Below are 20,692 nucleotides of genomic sequence, written 5' to 3'. Positions count from 1 at the left end.
CCCCTGACTTCTGTCCCTTACGCCAATTTCAGTCCAACCACCAAGCCCCACATCAGCAAAAAGCTGATTAACAGTGAGATATTCACCAATACGCCCGCAATACGTGAGTCGTAATTAAGTTCATCGGCAAAAGGAAGAATCGTCATACCAATCGGTAGAATAACACAGACCAACAGCACATTGCGGGCAAGCGTAGGCTCGGGAATCAATACGTACAAAAGCAAAATCGCGATAAAACCACAGGCATAACGAATCGTCAGGACCTTCACCACTGCCCACACCTGACTTCGCTCCAACGAAAAACTCATATAAATCCCCATGAGTAGCAATACAAGCGGCTTGTTGGCTTTGGCCAATACATCCAAAAAATCATAAGCAACCACTGGCAACTCAATCTTTAAGGCATTGATGGTCAAACCAATAAACATCGCCTGCAACGGAGGCAATTGAATTACTTTTTTCAAAACTCTTCCGTAGTTCACCCGTCCTTCGCCCTTCACTGCAAAATAACTACCTACCGAATAAACCAAGCCAAAGGTGATGATGGTATTGCCGATGTCAAACATCGCCACGTACACCAGTCCTTCGCGCCCCCAAATACCCTCAATGATGGGAAACGCAAAAAGCCCTACGTTCAGCCCACCACACGACATGGTCAACACGCCACGCAGCCGATTGGGATAATCCTTAAACCAAACCCACCCCACCAACGTCATGACAACCCCCAAGGCAATGCAAATCAACGGAATAAGAAAAAGCGTAGGTTCAAATTTGATGCGAAGCATACTGACAATCATCAGCGCGGGAAAAGTGGTGTGCATCAAAAATTTTGAAATGGCTTTGCCATCCTGCTCGGTTACAAAATCAAATTTTTTAATCAAAAAGCCCATCGTCGCAATGCCGAGGGTGATTAAGAAAACACTGTTGGTTTGATTCATTTGAACGGGATGGGAAGATTCATTTACTTTAAAAATACAAAAGTAATAAAGGGACAATTAGTCTCCCCTAAAACTTTGAAAAGTATAATTTTTTATCATTTTTTCAGAATCACTTTTCTTACTATAAACTCGTTCAACACGGGGCCTATTCTTGATTCTTTACAATCTATTTTTTGTTAAGTACAATTCGGCAACGTTACCGATAACGTTTGCATAAAAATATCGGTCAAAATCATTGACTAACAACTAAAATAAAGATAAACTCAATCCGTCGGTTGCTAACTCCCCAAAAAGAGTCTGTAACTAGTTCTAACTGAAAAATACAATTTTAAATCTTTTATGCATCCTTCATTCGAAAAAGTACTGGTCGCCGACGATGACCTTCCGTGGGAAGTCGTCGATGAGAAAATAAAGCGTAAAGTCATGTCATACACCAATGAGTTGATGTTGGTAAAAGTTGCTTTTAAACAGGGAGGAATTGGAACAATTCACCAACACTCCCATTTGCAAATCAGCTACGTGGCAAGGGGCGTGTTTGAAGTGACCATAGGCGACCAAACCCGAAACTTAAAAGAAGGAGACGTCTATTTTGTACCTTCCAACGTATTACACGGAGCCGTTTGCTTAGAAGAAGGTTTATTGATTGACGTTTTCAATCCCATGCGTGAAGATTTTGTCTAACTATCAGCTATAAACTGAGTCATACTTTAAATATGAAACACCTACTATTTTGTTCATTCATTCTGGCCATCAGTCATTCACTCGTTGCCCAAAAAACGCCCTACTCGGTTCGGATGGCCGAATCGGTGATGAGTTGGCACAAAGATTCCATTACGGTCAAGGAAGGGAAGCCAGCAGGCTGGGATTACGAGCAAGGTTTGATTTATAAAGCCATCGAAAAAGTATGGAACCGCACTGGCGACGGCAAGTATTTTGAGTACGTGGTGCGGGATATAAACCGCTACGTCCAAAAAGACGGCAGCATTCGTACCTATAAGTATGACGATTTCAACCTCGACAATATCCCGACGGGACGCGCGCTGTTGACAATCTACCAACAAACCCAGCCCGACAAAGAAAAATACCGCAAAGCCGCCGATTTGTTGTGGAAACAAATTGAAAACCAGCCCAAAACCAAAGAAGGCGGGTACTGGCACAAAAAGCGTTATCCCAACCAAATGTGGCTCGACGGGCTGTTTATGGCCGAGCCTTTTTCGGCCGAGTACAGCCTAATTTTCAACCATCCAACGCATTTTAACGACATTGCAAAACAGTTTGCATTGATTGAGAAATACGCCGTTGACCCAAAAACAGGGCTCGTTTACCACGCATACGATGAAAGTAAATCCGAAAAATGGGCCGACCCAAAAACGGGCCTATCGCCGCATTTCTGGAGTCGGGCCATCGGCTGGTATGCTATGGCGTTGGTCGATGTGTTGGATTATTTTCCCCAGACTCACCCTGAGCGTGCCAATCTGGTCAACTACCTGCAACGTTTAGCACCCGCACTTGTCAAGTATCAAGATGCCAAGTCGGGCGTGTGGTATCAGATGACCACCCAAGGTACGCGCAAAGGCAATTATTTTGAAGCCTCCGCTTCCTGCATGTTTGTGTATGCATTGGCCAAAGGCGTACGCATGGGGTATTTGCCCCAAACTTATTTGCCTGCCGCCCAGAAAGGCTACGCAGGCATCCTCAAAGAATTTGTGGAAGAAGGGGCCAACGGCACAATTAACCTCAACAAAACGGTGAGTGTAGGTGGTCTTGGCGGCACACCTTACCGCGACGGAAGCTATGAATACTACCTTAGCGAGCCCATTCGAAAAAATGATTTGAAAGGCGTAGGCCCGTTTATCTTTGCCAGCGTCGAAATGGAAATTGCCGCCGAAAACAACCTTGGCAAAGGCAAAACCGTCGCCACAGATTATTATTTCAACCGAGAGTTTCGCAAAGACTGGAATGGGCAGGAAGAGCAGTTTCACTACACTTGGGAAGACCCCATGCATTCAGGATTCAAGGTGTGGGGGAATATTTTCCGTGATTTAGGCGCAAAAACCACGGCCATCCAATCCGCCCCAACGGCCGAAAATCTCAAAAACGTAGACGTTTACATCATCGTAGACCCCGACACGAAAAAAGAAACGGCTCATCCTAATTTCATTCAAGACACCGACATCCAGCAAATCAGCAATTGGGTAAAGGCCGGCGGAACGCTCGTGCTGATGGCTAATGATACAGCAAATTGTGAGCATAAAAATTTCAACCGTTTGGCCAATGAATTCGGCATTCAGTTTTTGCCCAAAAACGTGAATATGGTACAAGGCACGCAATGGGAGCAGGGACGCATTGACATTCCAACCGGAAATCTAATCTTCAGAAATACCAAGGCTGTATATATCAAAGAGTTGGCGCCACTCAACTTGAAAGCTCCCGCGCAAGAGATTTTGAGCCATAAAGGAGACGTAATTATCGGCGTAGCCAAAGTGGGAAAAGGAACGGTATTCGCCGTAGGCGACCCATGGCTGTACAATGAATACACCGATGGCCGCCGAATTCCAGTTGTTTATGAAAACTTTTTGGCTGCCAAAGATTTAGCTACGTGGCTACTTTCTGCCAAAAAATAGCCGTTCACTAAAACCAGTCAACCAATACGGCACCATGACATATCTATCTAAAAATGAATTAAAACAGCTTAGTGACCGACCGAATTTAATCGTTCCTAAGGAGTCTGTTTTTGAATTACCCGAAAAAGTGCTGCAATTCGGCACCGGCGTTTTGTTGAGGGGATTACCCGATTATTTGATTGACAAGGCCAATCGGCAAGGCATTTTCAACGGCCGTATCGTAGTGGTCAAATCGACCGATGGCGGCGATGCCTCCGCTTTTGACGAGCAAAACAGCCTCTATACGCTGTGTGTTAGAGGGGTTGAACTGGGGCAAAACGTCGCAGAAAATATCGTATGTTCGGCCATCAGTCGCGTGTTGTCGGCCAAATCGCAATGGCAGAGTATTTTAGATTGTGCCAAGAACCCCGAACTACAAATCATCATTTCTAACACCACGGAAGTAGGAATTCAACTCACGCAGGATGATATTTCTGCCACTCCGCCCGCGTCGTTCCCCGGGAAATTGTTGGCGTTTTTATACGCCCGGTTTCAGGCTTTCGGCGGCAGCAAAGCCTCAGGGTTGGTGATTATTCCTACCGAATTGATTACCGACAACGGCACTAAACTGGAGTCCATCGTCGTCGAATTGGCCCACCGCAACGGATTAGAGTCCAGTTTTCTGGATTGGCTCGAAAGCGCCAACCATTTTTGTAACTCATTGGTAGACCGAATTGTACCCGGTAAACCTGACGCTGATACTTATCAAGGACTTACCCAGGAATTGGGCTACGAAGACAAACTGCTCACCATGAGCGAAGTATTCAGACTGTGGGCTATCGAAGGCAACGAACACGTAAAACAGATACTTTCTTTTCACAAAGCCGACGATGGTGTTTTTGTTGAGCCAGATATTAACCTCTTTCGCGAACTTAAACTGCGCCTGCTGAACGGCACCCACACTTTGAGCAGCGGCTTAGCTTATTTAGCTGGGTTTGACAACGTTATTGGTGCAATGCAAAACGAAACGATGTCGGCGTATATAAGCAATCTGATGTTGTCCGAATTGGGTCTTGCTATTCCGTACCCTATGGACGAAAAAAGCCCGCAACGTTTTGGAATGCAAGTATTGGATCGTTTTCGTAATCCTCATCTCAACCACCAATGGCTCAGCATTACGCTCAATTATACCTCAAAAATGAAACTGCGTAATGTTCCAACGCTTCTCCGCTATTACGATATTTTCAACTGCGTACCTGAATATTTTTCGTTGGGTTTTGCGGCCTATTTGTGTTTTATGAAATCGGTTGCCAAGGAGCGTTTTGTCTATTTTGGCGAAAGAAACGGGCAGCTCTACCCTATTCAGGACGAAAAAGCGGAGTATTTTTATCAACAATGGCAAAAAAATACCCCTGCTCAATTGGTTGAATCGGTGCTGCAAAATAAAACGCTATGGGACACCGACCTTACTTTATTACCCGGTTTTGCCCAAAGTGTAATTGAAAACGTAGAAAATATGCTTGAAAATGGGGTAAAAACCACACTTGAAGCCTTTTTTTATAAAAATACCACTCCATTCATAGAAATTAACGCGACTCTCTAACCTTCTAGCTATACTAAAATGTTGGTCACTAAAACTTTTTTAGACGAAGACTTTTTGCTGCAAACCGATGCGGCACGCACGCTTTATCATGAGTTTGCGAAACAGATGCCCATCATTGATTACCACAATCACTTGCCACCCGACCAAATCGTTAACGATAAAAACTTTGAGAATTTAACGCAGATTTGGCTCTATGGCGACCACTACAAGTGGCGGGGAATGCGCACCAACGGCGTAGACGAGAGCTACTGTACGGGCGACAAAAGTGATTATCAAAAGTTTGAAAAATGGGCCGAAACCGTTCCCTATACCCTTCGAAATCCGCTTTACCACTGGACACATTTGGAGTTACAGCGTTATTTTGACGTTCACGATATTTTGAGCCCTAAAACCGCCCGAAAAATCTACGATGAGTGCTCCGAAAAACTCCGCACGCCCGATTATTCGGTACGAAATCTGTTGCGTAAAATGAACGTCGAAGTCGTCTGTACCACCGACGACCCGCTGGATTCGCTGGAATACCATCAGCAATTGAAAAACGAAGGCACCTTTGAAATTCAAATGCGTCCCGCTTTTCGTCCCGACAAATTTGTCTTAATCGGTAATCCAAACTTTGCCAATTTCATCCAAAAACTGGCCGCTATCGTAGGTTTTGAAATCAGGTCATACGACGACTTGACCAAAGCCTTGCGGGCTCGGGCAGACTTTTTTGCTTCCTTAGGTTGTTTGTTGTCTGACCACGGTCTAGAGCAATTATACGCCGCTGATTTTACGACCGAAGATGCCAACGCGATTTTCAAAAAAGCATTGGCGGGCCAAACCATCACTTCGGCGGAGCAGGTGTTGTACCAATCCGCGATTTTGCACCACCTTGGCACCATGTACCATGAACTGGGCTGGACGCAGCAATTCCACATCGGTGCATTGCGCAACAACAACACCCGCGCCCTGCGTCTGCTTGGTCCTGATACGGGCTGGGATTCCATCGGCGACTGGTCGCAGGCAATGGCTTTGTCTAAATTTTTAGGCCGTTTGGATGAATACAACCAATTGGCAAAAACCATCATTTATAACCTCAACCCTGCCGACAACGAAGTGATTGCCACCATGATTGGCAATTTCAACGACGGCTCAATAGCTGGTAAAATCCAGTTCGGCTCGGGTTGGTGGTTTATGGATCAGAAAGACGGCATGGAAAAACAAATGAATGCGCTGTCGAACATGGGGCTGTTGAGCCGGTTCGTCGGAATGCTTACCGATTCACGTTCGTTTTTATCGTTTCCTCGCCACGAGTATTTCCGTCGTATTTTGTGTAATATGTTCGGCAACGACATCGAAAATGGCGAATTGCCCAATGACACCGAGTGGATTGGACAGGTAGTTCAGAATATTTGCTACAATAACGCCAAGCAATATTTCGGATTTTAATAGTCTGTTGGGTTGATGTTAGAGCGCGTGTGGCGGCGGTTTCTCAAAACCGTCGCCACGCATTAAACCAGCCATGAACGTTAAACCGCAATAATCGTTTAATTAAACAATTGATAACCAAAAGAATACACCCTTGAGTACAGGAAATACTATTTGTTGTTTTGGAGAATTACTGTTGCGTTTTTCGCCGCAACTCAATGGTGAGTGGATTAAACAGGCGAACATGCCCGTTTTTGTCGGCGGTGCCGAACTCAACGTAGCCAACGCCCTTGCCAATTGGAAAGTACCAGTACGCTACAGCACAGTTTTACCCGAAAACCAACTCTCGGCCGAAATCGAAGCCTATATTGAAGAAAAGGGGATTGAAACATCTGGCATTCGGCATTTTGGGTCGCGCATCGGTGCGTATTATTTGCCACAGGGTGCAGATTTAAAAAACGCTGGCGTGATTTACGACCGGGCTTTTTCTTCATTTTCAGAATTAAAAGTGAACAAATTAGATTGGGAACAGATTTTGGAAGGTTGCTCATGGTTTCATTTTAGCGCTATCAGCCCCGCCCTCAACCAAGATGTAGCAGATGCCTGTCTGGAAGCATTACAGGTAGCTTCGCGCTTGGGCATCACCATTTCTGTAGATTTAAATTATCGCGCCAAACTGTGGCAGTTTGGTAAAAAACCCGTCGAAATCATGCCCGACTTGGCGCAGTACTGCGACGTAATCATGGGTAATATCTGGGCCGCAAATACACTTTTGGGGATTCCAGTTGATAAAACAGTGGAGCAAAACCCTACGCAGGAGAAGTATCTGGCCCACAGCATTGCTACTGCCGAAAATATTCAGGCAGCATTCCCGAAATGCAAAGTCGTGGCTAATACCTTCCGTTTTGACGCGTTTGAAGAAGGAATTCAGTATTATACTACTTTGTACAAAGACGGAATACAGTACGTTTCCCCCGAATTTACCACCCAGAAAGTAGTGGATAAAGTAGGCAGCGGCGATTGTTTTATGGGCGGCCTTATTTATGGCCTGCATCACCAACACACTCCGCAAGACATCATTGATTTTGCGGCAGCGGCGGCGTTTGGCAAATTGCAAGAATACGGCGATGCCTCGCAGCAAACCGTAGAAAAAGTAAAAGAAACGTTAAATAACGTTTTGAGTGAGAATTAATGTAATCAACAACGATATCAATGGCTTTTGAACCACAACTCGTTTATCAAACCCTGGCAAGCGCACCCATCGTCCCGGTGTTTTATCATCCCGACGCAGCAGTAACCTGCCAAATCATTAAAGCCTGTTACGACGGAGGGATTCGGGCGTTTGAGTTTACCAATCGCGGCGAAAACGCCAAAGAAGTTTTCAAAGTATTATGCGATTTTATCAGTACAAACTACCCAAAAATGGCTTTAGGTATTGGAACCGTTTTCAATGCTCTTCAGGCGGAGGAATTCATTGCACTGGGCGCTGATTTTGTGGTTCAACCGTGTACCACAATGGATGTGGCCGAGGTATGCAAAGCGCAAAATATCGCTTGGATGCCTGGTGCTATGACCGTTTCGGAAGTTTACAATGCTACTTCACTAGGGGCAGAAATTGTAAAAATCTTTCCCGGAAATGTCGTGGGTTCAGGATTTGTCAAAGCCTTGAAAGGCCCTTTACCTAAGGTTAAAGTGATGGTAACGGGAGGCGTAGAACCCACCCCCGAAAGCCTCAAAGAGTGGTTTAGTGCGGGGGTAAGTGCGGTGGGCATTGGCTCACAACTCTTTCCAAAGGCCGTCGTCGAAGCAGGTAATTTTGAAGAAATAGCCCAAAAGATAAATACATTACTAACCTATTACCAAACCCTCGCTCCAACTGCATAGAAACACAGATTGTATAGCCGGAAGCTATGTGCCCTTTGTGCCTATGTTGTTACAAAACCCTTCTTCTAAATGGAAAAAATCGGTAATTATCGCTGGACCATTTGCGGTCTGGTATTTTTCGCAACCACCATTAACTACCTCGACAGGCAGGTAATCAGTTTATTAAAATCCACTCTTTCGGAAGAACTGAACTGGAACGATGGTGACTACGCCAACATTGAAATCGCCTTCAAACTATTTTATGCCTTCGGGATGCTCGGCGCTGGGCGTTTGGTCGATAAACTGGGTACTAAAATCGGCTACGCCGTTGCTACTACTTTATGGAGCGTGGCAGCCGTAGCCCATGCCTTGGTAAATACTGTTTTTGGGTTCGCCGTCGTGCGTTCAGCGCTTGGTATTACAGAAGCAGGAAACTTTCCCGCCGCCATCAAGACCGTTGCTGAATGGTTTCCTAAAAAAGAACGTGCTTTTGCCACGGGCATTTTCAACTCTGGCACCAACTTTGGCGCCATCGTGGCTCCACTTTCGGTGCCTTTCATCGCCGCCGAAATGGGCTGGCAATGGGCATTTATCATTACAGGGATGTTGGGTTTTGTGTGGCTCGTACTTTGGCTGATGTTTTATGAAGTACCAAGCAAAAGCCCCAAACTTTCAAAAGCCGAATACGATTACATCCATTCTGACGCCGCTGAAGTACTGGCCGACAAAAACGATGTCAACAAACCGCAGGTTTCTTGGTTCAAACTTTTAAGTTTCCGCCAAACTTGGGCATTTGCCCTTGGAAAACTCCTCACCGACCCTATCTGGTGGTTTTATCTTTTCTGGTTGCCCGACTTTTTGCAAAGCCAATACAAACTTACGGGTACACAGATTGCCATTCCAGTGGCGGTAGTGTACACCCTTTCAACCTTTGGGAGTGTTTTGGGCGGTTATTTACCCATGTACCTTATCAAAACCGGCTGGCCTGTATTCAGGGCGCGCAAAACTTCCATGCTCATTTATGCCCTTTGTGTATCACCGATTATTTTCTCGCAAATTTTAGGCAGTATTGACATGTGGTATGCCGTTTGTGTCATTGGATTTGCCGCCGCTGCTCACCAAGCATGGAGCGCCAATATCTTCACTACGGTTTCCGATATGTTTCCTAAATACACCACCGCTTCCGTCACCGGTATTGGCGGAATGTTTGGCGCTTTGGGCGGGATTTTACTTTCTGCTTTGGTTCAAAAAAACATGTTTGTCTATTACCGTTCTATCAACCAAATCGAGACGGCCTATTACATCATGTTTTTCGTATGCGGAGCCGCTTACGTGTTGGCGTGGACGATTATGCACTTCTTAGTACCTAAAATGAAACCAGTAGATTTATAAAAATGACATGAAAAAGACACTCGCATTTTTACTGATTACTTGTTTCTCGGTTCTCAATACAACTTTTGCCCAATCGAAAGATGAAGCGGCGGTTGCGAGCGCCGTGGAAGCACTCAAAAAAGCAATGATTGACGCCGACAAAGCAACGCTCGAAAGTCTCACCGATGAAGCCCTCAGCTATGGCCACTCCAACGGCAAAATTGAAGACAAAGCGGAGTTTGTACGCGCTATTGTTAGCGGCGAATCTGATTTTGTGACCATCAATCTGACCGAACAAACCATCAAAATAGTGGGCAATGCGGCCATCGTTCGCCATAAATTGGCGGGGACAACCAACAATAGTGGTAAGCCCGGTACAGCAAACCTATCGCTTTTGATGGTATGGCAAAAACAAAAAGGAGGCTGGAAATTGCTGGCCCGACAGGCAGTAAAAATTTAACGGCTTCACTTTTCATAAAAAATCCCCTCGGCTTCGGCCAAGGGGATTTTTTATGGTTTATTTATTTGCAAAACCCGCTACCATTATCCTTCAACCGCTCTTTCTGAGGCAGTTTATAAAAAGAAAAAACGGATTATATGAGGGTAGTGGGCCGAAAAAACTATTTTTGTCCTGTAAATCAATCTTTAGTTCAACCCACTGGAATCCTATGAAAACCGTAGATTCGTACAATTTTGCAGGGAAACGAGCGCTTATTCGCGTGGACTTCAACGTGCCCCTCAATGAAAAATTTGAAATTACTGACGACACCCGCATTCAGGCTACCCTACCTACCATCCGCAAAATTTTGGCAGATGGCGGCTCCTGCGTTCTGATGTCACACTTGGGACGCCCGAAAGACGGTCCAACCGAAAAATATTCACTTAAACACTTAATCAACCCATTATCGGTAATCTTAGGGGTTTCAGTTAAATTTGCCGATGATTGCATCGGAGAATCTGCCTACGACCAAGCTACCACCCTCCAACCCGGCGAAATCCTGTTGCTCGAAAACCTTCGTTTTTATAAGCAGGAAGAAAAAGGCGATGTTGCCTTTGCCGAAAAACTTTCAAAACTCGGCGATGTTTGGGTAAACGATGCATTCGGAACCGCACACCGCGCCCACGCTTCTACGGCCGTTATCGGACAGTTTTTTGAAGACCGTATCTGCGGTTACGTTATGCAAGCCGAAATCGACAATGCCCAGCGCATTCTCGAACACGCCGAGCGCCCTTTCACGGCCATCATGGGGGGAGCCAAAATCTCGGACAAAATCCTCATCATTGAGCGTCTTTTGGACAAAGTCGACAATCTCATTATCGGGGGCGGAATGACTTATACATTCACAAAAGCCCTCGGTGGTCAAATTGGAAAGTCACTTTTAGAAGCTGACAAACAAGAATTGGCCCTCGAAATTCTGGAAAAAGCCAAAGCCAAAGGCGTGAATATCATCATGCCCGTAGATAATGTATGCGCCGATGCTTTTTCGAACGACGCCAATCGCCAAATCGTTGCTACTGGACAAATCCCCGACGGCTGGGAAGGCTTAGATATTGGTCCAGCAAGTATTGCCTTGTTTGAAGAAGTAGTACGTACGTCAAAAACCATTCTTTGGAACGGCCCAATGGGTGTATTTGAATTCCCTAACTTTGCCATCGGTACTGACGCAATTGCCAAAGCAGTGGTCAAAGCAACCGAAGAAAACGGTGCGTTCTCGCTCATCGGTGGGGGAGATTCGGCCTCGGCCATCAACAACGCCGGCTACGGCGACCGCGTGAGCTACGTCTCAACGGGTGGCGGAGCATTGCTCGAATACATGGAAGGAAAAGAATTGCCAGGCGTAGCAGCTTTGGCTTAATTTTTCAATATTCATTCAAAAAATAAGGGCGCATTTCCTGCGCCCTTATTTTTTTGAAGTACTCTAAAATTTTGATAATCAATAATTATTACCCTTCATACTTCTCCACTACGCGCAGAATATCCTCTTCTTTCGATAATTTCAACTTTTGGTCTTTGATAAACGTTTCGAGCTCGGCCTGCTTGTCGCCGAGAGCTTCCAACAACGCTTTTTTGTCTTTTTTGAGGCGGATCAGGGTGCCATTTTTAAACAAATACAACGCATCTTCTTTCATAAAACGTTTGGTCTGGGTGGCCGAGCTGTACAGTTTTTCGGTCTGAATCCTAACGGTGCTGTGTTTTAATAATTTAACATTTCCGTCGTACATTACCTGATAAAAATTTCGGGCGGTAAGGGATTCTATCGCTGGAAAACCGCTTCTAAACACGCCGTCGTTGGTCGAAAACTCCGTGATTTCGCTGCTGAATCGGTATGGCTTTTGATTTTCTTCGTATTCAAGTTCGTCTTTGTAGAGGTCATACCGCATTTTTGCCAGCTCATAAGTTTTGCCATTATTTTTGGCTTTGACACTCCCCCTCGACCATGCGTCGTTGAGGTAGGGCGAACCTTCGATTTCTACGTATCCATTTTCGAAGATAGGACGCCCGTTGATGTCCTGAATAAACATACTTTGGGCATAAGTTACGAGGGTTAGTAAAATCAATCCCCCACAGAGTAATGACTTTTTCATGTTGCGTTGTACTTTTGCGAGCAAATTAAACAATCTACCTTGCGACTCCAAGACCATCTTTACCACGTTATCCAAAGTCTGCCCGGTTTTTTACCTGAAACGTGGCTGGCAGGAGCCTTTTTATTCATTATTCTCAGTGAAATTCTGCTAAAATACAGCCCTTGGCAGTTGCAGACTACTGGCATCCTGCGTAGTTTAACCATCGGAGCGCTGGCGGTTGCTTTGGTCTTGGTTTGTCTTCAATGGAACGACTTGGGCGGTTATTTATTTCATCACCTGATTTATCTTGACCACAAAGCCGTTTTCTTCAAACTTATTATTCTCGTTACGGGGCTATTAGTGCTGCTGCACGTACAATTTGTGCAGGCAAAACTCCCCGCCGAGTTTTACAGTATTTTGTTGGCCGTAGTATTAGGGCTTTTTCTGATGACGATGGCCACCAATGGCCTGAGCGTGTACCTATCCATAGAGCTGGTATCGATTGGGTCTTATTTAATGGTCACCTTTGGCAGCGGTAAAAAACCCGCAGAAGGCGGAATTAAATACCTTTTGTTTGGCGCACTCAGTTCGGCTATCATGCTGTACGGACTTTCGCTGCTTTACGGGATGACGGGTACGTTGGATTTTACGAGCGACGTATTTGGCAGTCAGTTAGCCCAAAATCCGCCACTTATTTTGTTGGTGGTTGGGTTTCTCACCTTGAGCGGTGTACTATTCAAACTTTCGCTGGTTCCGTTTCATGTTTGGCCGCCAGATGTGTACGAGTCTGCCCCTACGCCCATTGTGTCTTTTTTATCTACCGCCCCCAAAGCCGCGGCGTTGTTGCTCTTGATGCGCCTTTTGAGTGTATTCCCTGCCGATTTTCAAAAACTCATGGCCATCATTGCGTTGGTGAGTATTTTGGTCGGCAATCTCGCTGCCCTTTGGCAAAACGACCTAAAACGACTCATGGCCTACTCTGGCATTGCACAAGCAGGATTTATCATTGTAGGATTGACGGCGTTTAATCAAACGGGTTTTGAAAGCGCGGCGTTTTACATCACGGTCTATGTCATCATCAACATTGCGGTTTTCTTACTTATTGATTTAATGGGGCAAGATACTCCTTCCCCCACTTTGGCTTCTATCACGGGCAAAGGCGCGGCCTATCCCTTACTGAGTGTTTGTTTTACGGTGCTGATGCTGGGTTTGGTTGGATTGCCACCTACGGCAGGGTTTACGGCTAAATTACTCGTATTCTCTTCGCTCTGGGAAGCGTATCAGGCCAATGGTGACCCATTGTTAGTGACATTGTTGGTCGTTGGGTTGCTCAATGCTGTTGTTTCACTATTTTATTATTTTAAAATTCCTTTTTATCTATTTTTTCGAAAAACCCCATCGACACTGGTTTCCTCGCCTATTTCGTACGCAGCAACAATTCTTATTTCTCTCCTGACAATCACCATTTTAGCCCTCTTTTTTAAGACCGATGGGTTGATTGAATGGATTCGACTGCTATAAGATGTTTTTCGCCTGTTCAACCGCCTTATGCTATACTGTATTGACTGATTCTTATCAGATTAGTGAATAATTTTGGGCTTCCGAGAACAACGGATAGCCCAAGCATTTATATTTGTCCGACTTTTTCACCAAATCTGCGGAAACCCACGTTCTAAAAGCGATTTAAAATTAGACATACATCCCTGCTTCATAACCAGTGCTTCCTATCATTTTATAGAACAAACGATTTTCATGGAACAAGGTAACGGTCACCACAATTTAGACAAAATCTCAGGCGCGGGATTATTGGTTGCATTGGGGATTGTGTATGGAGATATCGGAACCTCTCCGTTGTACGTAATGCAGGCCATAATTGGTAAAAGCCGTATCAATGAAGAGGTTGTATTGGGTGCGCTCTCGTGCGTATTCTGGACGCTCACGCTGCAAACAACCATCAAATACGTTATATTAATTTTACGGGCCGACAACCGGGGTGAAGGCGGAACTTTAGCCCTTTTTGCACTGGTACGACGTCATGCCAAGTGGCTCACCATCCCTACCATGATTGGAGGCGCCGCACTATTGGCCGATGGTATTATTTGTCCGCCGATTTCGGTTTCTTCGGCGGTCGAAGGATTGGAGATTTTATATCCGAATATTCAGACCGTCCCGATTGTATTGGTCATTTTGGCGGTTTTGTTTCTGATTCAGGTTTTTGGGACAAAGGTAGTGGGCGGAGCTTTCGGGCCTATTATGTTGGTTTGGTTCTCGACTTTGGGGATTTTGGGATTTTCGCACGTTATCCAAAACCCATTGGTTATCAAAGCCCTCAACCCTTATTATGCTTATCAATTGTTGGTTGAACACCCCGGGGGATTTGCACTTTTAGGGGCCGTTTTTCTATGTACCACGGGAGCAGAAGCACTGTATTCCGACTTGGGTCACTGCGGCCGGGGCAATATTCGCGTAAGTTGGGTATTTGTAAAGTTCACTTTACTACTCAATTACTTTGGCCAATCGGCATGGTTGATGGCGCACAATGGCCAGTACCTCAACGGCCGTAAGCCTTTTTATGAACTCATGCCAGACTGGTTTTTATTGCCTGGCATTGCCATTGCTACGATGGCGGCCATCATCGCCAGCCAAGCGTTAATTACGGGCTCGTTTACGTTGGTCAGCGAGGCGATTCGCCTCAATTTTTGGCCAAAAATCAAACTTAAGTACCCTTCAGCCCAAAAGGGGCAGTTGTATGTACCGAGCATTAACCTGCTTCTTTTTATCGGTTGTGTGGCTGTGGTACTGTATTTCAAGCGCTCCACCAACATGGAAGCTGCGTATGGTTTGGCCATCACACTCACCATGCTCGTAGACACCCTACTGATGTCTTACTATCTCTATACTCACCGCTACAATATGTGGCTAGTTATTGTATTTTTGGTAGTGTATTTCGCGGTAGAAAGCGCTTTCATGCTCGCCAATTTAGAAAAATTTGCGCACGGAGGTTGGGTGTCGGTATTGATTTGTACCATTCTGGCAACGGTCATGTTTATCTGGCTCAAAGCTGGCCAAATCAAAGCACAATTGACCGAATATACCAAACTTGCTACGTACATTGATGCGCTCAAAGAACTCAGCCGCGACGTAAGCATCCCCAAATACGCCACACATCTAGTGTTTATGTCAAACGCTTCGCGTACAAGTGAAGTTGAATCTAAAATTATTTACTCAATTTTCGAAAAACGCCCCAAACGGGCCGATATATACTGGTTTGTCCACGTTGACACGACCGATGAACCGTACACAATGCAATACAAAGTCGACGTCATTGAACCCGACGATGTCATCAAAGTCACTTTCCGATTGGGCTTTCGAATCGAACAGCGCATCAATCTCTACCTGCGCCGTATTATTGAAGACATGGTAAAAAACAAAGAAGTGGACATCACCAGCCGTTATGAATCGCTTCACCGCCACAACGTTATCGGCGATTTCCGCTTTGTTGTGTTGGAAAAATTCCTTTCTTATGAGAATGAATTGCCCATCTTTGAGCAGCTTATCATGAAAGCGTACTTCTTTATCAAAAGCTTTACCAACAGTGAAGATAAGTGGTTTGGATTAGATAGCAGTGCTGTAAAAATCGAAAAAGTCCCACTCATCATCAGGGCCATAGACAAAGTAAATCTGCAACGGATTTATGGCTAATTTTTAACCAAATATATATGGAATCTAACGAATCCCACCGGCACGACAACTCCAAAGTCACAGCAGCCGGGTTGTTGATTGCACTCGGTATTATTTATGGGGACATCGGTACCTCTCCCCTTTATGTCATGAAGGCTGTCACCGGAACTACCAAGCCCATCGAAGAAAACGAAATTTTAGGTGCACTTTCTTTGGTATTTTGGACACTCACACTTCAAACTACTTTTAAATACGTCATTCTGATTCTCCGGGCCGACAACCGGGGTGAAGGCGGTATCTTTGCGCTTTACGCTCTGGTACGCCGGCATGCCAAATGGATTACCATTCCAGCCATGATTGGCGGGGCGGCTTTGTTGGCCGACGGCATCATTACCCCTCCCATCTCAGTTTCATCGGCTATTGAGGGGCTAAAAATTATCTACCCTGAGTTGCAGACCATTCCGATTGTCATTGCGATTCTATCGGCCCTTTTTTTAATTCAGGGTTTTGGCACAAGCGTAGTAGGTCGGGCTTTTGGGCCAATCATGCTTATTTGGTTTTTGATGCTGGCAACTTTGGGTTTCATTCATATCAGCGACGCCCCCGAAGTGCTCAAATGTTTTAACCCCTACTATGGTTATTGGCTGTTGTTTGAATATCCAGAAGGTTTTTGGCTTTTGGGGGCGGTATTTCTCTGTACCACTGGGGCCGAAGCGCTTTACTCTGACCTTGGTCACTGCGGACGAGGCAACATTCGGGTGAGTTGGGTATTTGTAAAAATCGCACTTTTTCTGAATTACCTCGGTCAAGGCGCATATTTACTAAGCATAAAAGGACAGCCTTTGGGCACTCGTAATCCATTTTATGACCTTATGCCCGACTGGTTTTTACTTCCGGGCATCGGTATCGCTACCATGGCGGCGATTATTGCGAGTCAGGCGTTGATTACTGGTTCTTTTACATTGGTCAGCGAGGCAATACGCCTCAATTTTTGGCCCAAAGTAAGGCTTCGTTACCCAAGTCTCCAAAAGGGACAGCTGTACGTTCCGAGCGTCAATTGGCTTCTTTGGGCGGGGTGCGTCGGGGTTGTTTTATATTTTAAAGAATCTTCTCGCATGGAAGCGGCTTACGGATTAGCCATTACACTAACCATGCTGATGACCACGCTCTTGATGTCTTACTACTTATACGCACGGCGCTACAATGCCTGGGGAATTGTACTGTTTTTTGTGCTCTATTTAGGAATCGAAGGCTCTTTTTTGGTGGCCAATCTACTCAAGTTTACCCACGGCGGATGGGTGTCATTAATTATCGGCGGTGCCATTGTCTCTTTGATGGTCATTTGGTATAACTCGTTTTTTATCAAACAACAATTGACCGAGTACGTTAAACTAGAAAGATTTCTGGAATCATTGAAAGAGCTCAGCCGCGACGTAAGCATTCCCAAATACGCCACTCACTTGGTGTTTATGTCGAGTGCTTCGCGTATAAGCGAAATTGAGTCAAAAGTGATTTATTCAATCTTCCAAAAACGTCCCAAACGGGCCGACATCTATTGGTTTGTACACGTTGACACCACCGACGACCCTTACACAATGGAATACAAAGTCAGCATCATTGAACCCGACGACGTCGTCAAAGTCAATTTCTATCTGGGTTTCCGGGTAGAGCAACGCATCAATCTATACCTTAGAAAGGTGATTGAAGAAATGGTTAAGAACAAGGAAGTAGATATTACTAGCCGTTATGAATCACTCAACAAGCAAAATGTGGTCGGCGATTTTAGGTTTGTGGTACTGGAAAAGTTTTTGTCTTACGAAAACGAATTACCTTTGTTTGAACGAATCATCATGCAGGCGTATTTTTTTATCAAACAATTTACCCCTAGCGAAGACAAATGGTTTGGACTAGATGCCAGCGCCGTGAAGATCGAAAAAGTGCCGTTGGTCATTCAACCCGTAGAAAATGTCCTGCTTAAAAGAAGATATAATTAAATAGACCATGAAAATTCTGATTACCGGCGGCGCCGGCTTTGTAGGCTCTTCGTTAGCGATAGCATTAAAAACCAACTATCCTTCTTACGAAATTTATTGTTTAGATAACCTAAAACGAAAAGGTTCAGAACTCAACGTAGCCCGAATCTCCCAACTCGGAATCACGTACGTTCACGGTGACATTCGTAACAAAGAAGATTTTGATTCGCTACCAGCTGTGGATGCTGTCATTGAGGCATCTGCTGAGCCCTCGGTTTTGGCAGGATTGGACGGAACGCCCGATTACTTAATAAATACCAATCTTTTTGGCACCGTCAATTGCCTTAATTACGCCCTCAAACACCGCGCGAAATTCATTTTTTTGTCTACGAGCCGGGTATATCCCATCAAGACCATTGAAAAACTGAATTTTGTCGAATCCGAAACCCGGTTTGAATTGACCGATGAACAACCCGTTAAAGGGGTTTCATCCAAAGGAATTGCCGAAGATTTTCCGTTGGACGGTGCCCGTTCTTTGTACGGAACCACCAAACTAGCTTCGGAATTAATCATTCAGGAATACAATGAATTTTATGGTTTACAGACCGTGATCAACCGCTGCGGCGTGATTACGGGCCCTTGGCAAATGGGCAAAGTAGACCAAGGCGTGATGGTTCTTTGGATTGCAAAACATTATTGGGAACAACAACTGGGGTATTTTGGCTACGGCGGTACGGGCAAACAAACCCGTGATATGCTACACGTGGCGGATTTATACCGTTTGATTGACTGGCAATTACATAATTTGGAAAAAGTAAATGGTGAAATTCTCAACGCGGGCGGAGGAAACGAAAGCAGTACTTCCTTGCAAGAACTCACCAAAATCTGTCAGGAAGTAACGGGCAAGACCATCCCTATCAAACAAGTGGCCGAAACCCGCACGGCAGATATTCGCCTGTATATTACCGACAATTCGAAAGTAACACGGCTCACTGGTTGGGCCCCTCAGATTGGGGTACGCCAGATTGTCGAAGATATTACCGAATGGTTGGACCAAAATCACATTGCTTTAGCACCAATCCTGAAATAAGTCAGTGGCCGCGAGTAGGGCTACGCTGTGGCCCAACTGCTCACGACTCTTTAATCAATACACATTACTCTTATGCACATCCAAGTTCGACATGCTACCAATCCGACGGATTTCAAACGCTACGATACGCACCGAATCCGTGAGGAATTTTTGATGGAGAAACTGTTCGTTCCGGATCAGTTCCATTTCGTTTATTCCCACTATGATCGCATGATTGTAGGGGGAATAAAGCCAGTAGGGCAATTGCATAAACTACCCGTTTATGAGGAACTCCGCGCCGATTATTTTCTTGAACGCCGCGAATTAGGTATTCTCAACGTGGGTGGCGATGGGTTTGTGATGGTAGGAGAAGAACTTTTTACACTTCAAAAACGCGACTGCCTGTACGTAGGAAAAGGCCACAAAATGGTTTCGTTCAAGAGTTTGGACCCAGAGTTTCCTGCTAAGTTTATTTTGATTTCAACGCCCGCGCATCGTCTTGTGCCAACGGCCCTGATGAAAGCCGCCGATGCCATGCCCGTAGACATGGGCTCTCCCGAAAAAGCCAATACCCGTACGATTTATAAGTACATCCACGCGGGCGGCTTGGAGAGCTGCCAGCTCGTGATGGGCATGACGGCCATGAAATACAGCAGTGTTTGGAACACCATGCCGCCGCATGTCCACGACCGCCGTTCCGAAATTTACGTCTACTTTGACATGGAAGAAGACCAGCGTATTTTCCATTTTATGGGGGCTCCCGAAGAAACCCGCCACTTGGTAGTAGCCAACGAACAGGCCATTATTTCTCCGCCGTGGTCCATCCATGCCGGAGCCGGAACCACCAGTTATTCGTTTCTGTGGGCAATGGCTGGAGAAAATTATTCCTTCACGGATATGGATATGCTGACAATGAGTGAAATAAAATAAAATTTCAAAAAAACTAACCGTAATGCTTGGTTTTTAAGAAAAAAACACACAGTTTAGATTTACAATCGTTGAAGGTAGACTTCAATTTTAGAGATAGCGGTCTGGCGATGCAGACCGCTATTTTTTCCCCCTTTGAGTCCACAAATATGATTGTCAATTAATTGTTAAACTAAAACTGTGCGTAATTATGAGACTTCAAGTGCACGCGATCCACTTCGACGCAGATTCAAAATTGCTCGAATTTATTGAAAAGAAACTAGGAAAACTCGAAACATTTTATGACCGAATAACCAGTGGAGAAGTATACCTCCGATTAGATAAAAGTGAAAGCAGTAAAGTCAAAAATAAAGTTTTAGAAGTCAAAATCAAGGTTCCCAATGCGGAACTATTTGTCAAAGAAAGTGGCAAAAGCTTTGAAGAAGCCACCGATTTAGCCCTTGAGGCCCTCAAAATTCAGATAAAAAAATACAAAGCCAAACGGCAAGAAGTAGAAAACAAAACCATCAAAGAAGCCACTACCAATGGCTCAGAAGTAGCCGAAGAAATAGAAATAGAGGAGATTTAGAAAAGGCTGCATTCATAAAAAGGGCGAATACGACGGGTATTCGCCCTTTTTGTTAGACTTCATCGCCCAAAAGTCTTTAATCTTGATTAACTTTGAAATACCATTACACTCCATCTACCCCAAC

The 20,692-nt window shown here is 45.1% G+C and carries 17 protein-coding genes; 15 read left to right on the top strand and 2 right to left on the bottom strand.

Annotation, left to right across the window (positions count from 1 at the left end):
- Positions 1-17: 17 nt before the first annotated feature.
- Complete coding sequence (locus tag GVN20_RS12345) at positions 18-938, bottom strand: AEC family transporter (RefSeq protein WP_166558610.1); 921 nt, start codon at positions 936-938, stop codon at positions 18-20.
- Between the two features lie 339 nt (positions 939-1,277).
- Between GVN20_RS12345 and GVN20_RS12340 the strand changes: the two genes are divergently transcribed.
- The 9 genes from GVN20_RS12340 (at position 1,278) to GVN20_RS12300 (ending at position 11,641) form a co-directional block, all read left to right on the top strand.
- Entirely contained in the window at positions 1,278-1,619 is a 342-nt protein-coding gene (locus GVN20_RS12340) for a cupin domain-containing protein (protein WP_166558609.1), read from the top strand.
- A 32-nt stretch (positions 1,620-1,651) separates the two neighbouring features.
- The gene (locus GVN20_RS12335) at positions 1,652-3,562 is read left to right on the top strand and encodes a glycoside hydrolase family 88 protein (RefSeq protein WP_166558608.1); all 1,911 of its coding nucleotides are present in this window, start codon (positions 1,652-1,654) and stop codon (positions 3,560-3,562) included.
- A 34-nt stretch (positions 3,563-3,596) separates the two neighbouring features.
- Positions 3,597-5,144, top strand: a complete 1,548-nt coding sequence (locus tag GVN20_RS12330; protein ID WP_166558607.1) for a tagaturonate reductase — start codon at positions 3,597-3,599, stop codon at positions 5,142-5,144.
- An 18-nt stretch (positions 5,145-5,162) separates the two neighbouring features.
- Positions 5,163-6,572, top strand: coding sequence for a glucuronate isomerase (uxaC, locus tag GVN20_RS12325; RefSeq protein ID WP_166558606.1), 1,410 nt, complete (start codon positions 5,163-5,165; stop codon positions 6,570-6,572).
- 133 nt (positions 6,573-6,705) lie between these two features.
- A complete protein-coding gene (locus GVN20_RS12320) occupies positions 6,706-7,743 on the top strand; it encodes a sugar kinase (protein ID WP_166558605.1) in 1,038 nt (345 codons plus the stop codon).
- Positions 7,744-7,763: 20 nt separating this feature from the next.
- On the top strand, positions 7,764-8,435 hold the full coding sequence (locus GVN20_RS12315) for a bifunctional 4-hydroxy-2-oxoglutarate aldolase/2-dehydro-3-deoxy-phosphogluconate aldolase (RefSeq protein WP_166558604.1): 672 nt from the start codon (positions 7,764-7,766) through the stop codon (positions 8,433-8,435).
- A gap of 69 nt (positions 8,436-8,504) precedes the next feature.
- A complete protein-coding gene (locus GVN20_RS12310; RefSeq protein ID WP_114068597.1) occupies positions 8,505-9,806 on the top strand; it encodes an MFS transporter in 1,302 nt (433 codons plus the stop codon).
- 7 nt (positions 9,807-9,813) lie between these two features.
- Positions 9,814-10,245, top strand: coding sequence for a nuclear transport factor 2 family protein (locus GVN20_RS12305; RefSeq protein ID WP_166558603.1), 432 nt, complete (start codon positions 9,814-9,816; stop codon positions 10,243-10,245).
- Positions 10,246-10,453: 208 nt separating this feature from the next.
- Entirely contained in the window at positions 10,454-11,641 is a 1,188-nt protein-coding gene (locus tag GVN20_RS12300) for a phosphoglycerate kinase (protein WP_166558602.1), read from the top strand.
- Positions 11,642-11,729: 88 nt separating this feature from the next.
- On the opposite strand, the gene GVN20_RS12295 is transcribed toward GVN20_RS12300, so the two are convergent.
- Entirely contained in the window at positions 11,730-12,371 is a 642-nt protein-coding gene (locus tag GVN20_RS12295) for a hypothetical protein (RefSeq protein WP_166558601.1), read from the bottom strand.
- Between the two features lie 39 nt (positions 12,372-12,410).
- Between GVN20_RS12295 and GVN20_RS12290 the strand changes: the two genes are divergently transcribed.
- The 6 genes from GVN20_RS12290 (at position 12,411) to hpf (ending at position 20,568) form a co-directional block, all read left to right on the top strand.
- Positions 12,411-13,871 carry an NADH-quinone oxidoreductase subunit N gene (locus tag GVN20_RS12290; protein WP_166558600.1) on the top strand — a complete coding sequence of 487 codons (1,461 nt, stop codon included), beginning with the start codon at positions 12,411-12,413 and terminating at the stop codon, positions 13,869-13,871.
- Between the two features lie 231 nt (positions 13,872-14,102).
- Positions 14,103-16,052, top strand: a complete 1,950-nt coding sequence (locus GVN20_RS12285) for a KUP/HAK/KT family potassium transporter (protein ID WP_166558599.1) — start codon at positions 14,103-14,105, stop codon at positions 16,050-16,052.
- A gap of 17 nt (positions 16,053-16,069) precedes the next feature.
- Positions 16,070-18,025, top strand: coding sequence for a KUP/HAK/KT family potassium transporter (locus GVN20_RS12280; protein WP_166558598.1), 1,956 nt, complete (start codon positions 16,070-16,072; stop codon positions 18,023-18,025).
- A gap of 7 nt (positions 18,026-18,032) precedes the next feature.
- Positions 18,033-19,094 carry an NAD-dependent epimerase/dehydratase family protein gene (locus GVN20_RS12275; protein WP_166558597.1) on the top strand — a complete coding sequence of 354 codons (1,062 nt, stop codon included), beginning with the start codon at positions 18,033-18,035 and terminating at the stop codon, positions 19,092-19,094.
- 72 nt (positions 19,095-19,166) lie between these two features.
- On the top strand, positions 19,167-20,003 hold the full coding sequence (gene kduI, locus GVN20_RS12270) for a 5-dehydro-4-deoxy-D-glucuronate isomerase (protein WP_114068591.1): 837 nt from the start codon (positions 19,167-19,169) through the stop codon (positions 20,001-20,003).
- Between the two features lie 187 nt (positions 20,004-20,190).
- Positions 20,191-20,568, top strand: coding sequence for a ribosome hibernation-promoting factor, HPF/YfiA family (hpf, locus tag GVN20_RS12265; protein ID WP_114068590.1), 378 nt, complete (start codon positions 20,191-20,193; stop codon positions 20,566-20,568).
- Positions 20,569-20,692: the final 124 nt, after the last annotated feature.

Origin of the sequence: Runella sp. CRIBMP (assembly GCF_009905605.1) — a bacterium.
In the GTDB taxonomy this organism is placed as follows: domain Bacteria; phylum Bacteroidota; class Bacteroidia; order Cytophagales; family Spirosomataceae; genus Runella.
This window is presented reverse-complemented; position numbering and strand designations above follow the sequence as displayed.